This window comes from Vibrio sp. YT-17 (assembly GCF_033337375.1).
In the GTDB taxonomy this organism is placed as follows: Bacteria; Pseudomonadota; Gammaproteobacteria; order Enterobacterales; family Vibrionaceae; genus Vibrio; species Vibrio alginolyticus.
Genome location: NZ_JAWOQP010000121.1, coordinates 1 through 1252 on the forward strand (window position 1 = coordinate 1; position 1252 = coordinate 1252).

1 pseudogene is annotated in these 1252 nt (G+C 49.7%); it reads right to left on the reverse strand.

Features of this window, described 5'->3' with window-relative positions:
• Window positions 1-52 precede the first annotated feature (52 nt).
• Window positions 53-1243: pseudogene (locus tag R7F67_RS24340) on the reverse strand (3-phenylpropionate MFS transporter).
• Window positions 1244-1252 lie beyond the last annotated feature (9 nt).

The following is a 1252-nucleotide window of genomic DNA, read 5'->3' on the forward strand; positions in this document are numbered from 1 at the left end:
ACTGCTTTCACAATGGAGACAAAGATTAGTTTTTAACCTTTGTCACAGAAGTCTAATTCTGTGTTTCAAGTGCCTTTTCAGACACATCCACCACGTTGTGGCTAGGCTCTTGAGGGTCCAATTTGATGAACAGCGCCAATAGGCCCATTGCCGCCATACCCCAGAACACCAGCGCGCCCCAGTGCTCGTAACCCCAACCACTGAGCACCGTCATCAGCGCGATAAATGCGCCAAGCGGGATCGCATTGTATAGCGCTTGCAGCGCCACCATTTTGTGCTCTTCAGAGTTTTGGATGTATTGAATGGCCGCAATGTGCGCCGTCGCGAATGTCACACCGTGCAGAAGTTGCACGATAACCAACGCAACGATAGACGTTGTTGCAGCGGTCATTCCCCAACGCATCATCACACCACAAGCTGCAACAATAAACAGCGTGCGCAGCGCCCAACCAGCAAACAGACGCTTACTCAATGCAAACACAGCCACTTCTGCCGCAACGCCCAGACTCCACAAGTAGCCGATCACGTCTTCTGAGTGACCCGCCGCTTTCCAGTGAATGGCACTAAAGCCGTAGTACGCCGCATGACTACCTTGGATAAGTGACACCAAAACCAAGAACTTCACCACTGATTTATCGGTAAGCAGTGCAGATAATTTCGGACGTTCAGCATGCTGGTCACCGCGAGTGACAGGCATTGGATTGATGCTGCGCATCGCGAAAAGCAATGAAAAGAACACCCCCACCATCGCGGTGTACAGAATCATATCCGAGCCAAATTCTGCAACAAGGAAACCCACCACCGTTGAACCCGCAATGAAGGCTATAGATCCCCACAAACGCGTGCGCCCGTAATCCAACATTTTCAAGCGAGCGTAGTAGTTTGCCATCGCGTCTGATAGCGGAACTACCGGACCACAACACAAGTTAAACAACACCGTTGCCAATGCCATGAGCCAAAAACTGCCGCCCGTAAAAAAGTGGAAACCAACAAAAATGAGGGCTGCAAAGCTCAACCAACGCAACGTTGGCATTAGATGTTAAACTCGGTGTACAAGAGGGGTAATGACGATGTTAGCCACGCAGCGTGTCGCCAAACCTAAACCAACCAGTAAACCAATGTCCGTGGAAGAAACACCCTGTTCTTTAAACCACAACGACCAAAATGGCAGGTAAACGCCATACGCAAAAAAGAATCCGAGAAAGTACTGGGAAATCCAGCCATACGGAGAAGGTTTCAACATTACTAATAT